Raw genomic sequence first — 657 nt, 5'->3', positions numbered from 1 at the left:
CAGTCAGGCCATGATCGCCGGCCAGGAGTTCGGATTCACCACGCCGACAGCCGAATCCGCCGGGTGGCGGGAGCGCTTCGGTGACGCCGAGATCTCGCAGTTCGCCGGCGCCGATGCGATGGCGGTGCGCTGGGACGTCAGCCGTGAGGACATGGAGGCGTGGGCGCTGCAGTCACATCAGCGCGCGGCACAGGCCATCGCCGCGGGTCATTTCGACAACGAGCTCGCGCCGCTCGGTGACTGCGTCGTCGACGAATGTCCGCGCCAGACATCGCTGGAGAAGATGGCCGGGCTCGCACCGTTGGCGCAGGGATCGCGCCTGACGGCCGCCGTCGCCTCGCAGATCTCCGACGGCGCATCGGCCGCGCTGGTGGTGTCCGAGAAGGCGCTGACCGACTACGGGCTGACCCCGCGGGCCCGCATCCATCACCTCTCGGTGCGCGGCGACGACCCGGTGATGATGCTGTCCGCGCCGATCCCCGCGACCGCGTACGCGCTGGACAAGACGGGCCTGTCCATCGACGACATCGACGTCATCGAGATCAACGAGGCGTTCGCGTCGGTGGTGCTGGCCTGGCTCAAGGAGACCGGCGCCGACCCGGCGAAGGTCAACCCCAACGGCGGTGCCATCGCCCTCGGCCATCCGCTCGGTGCGAC

The 657-nt window shown here is 69.9% G+C and carries 1 pseudogene; it reads left to right on the top strand.

Annotation, left to right across the window (positions count from 1 at the left end):
• A pseudogene (locus B1964_RS18815) lies at positions 1-657 on the top strand (acetyl-CoA C-acetyltransferase); the annotation flags it as partial.

This window comes from Gordonia sp. i37 (genome assembly GCF_002043085.1).
In the GTDB taxonomy this organism is placed as follows: domain Bacteria; phylum Actinomycetota; class Actinomycetes; order Mycobacteriales; family Mycobacteriaceae; genus Gordonia; species Gordonia polyisoprenivorans.
The sequence above is the reverse complement of the archived record's forward strand: the minus strand, read 5'-3'. Positions and strand labels throughout refer to the sequence as shown.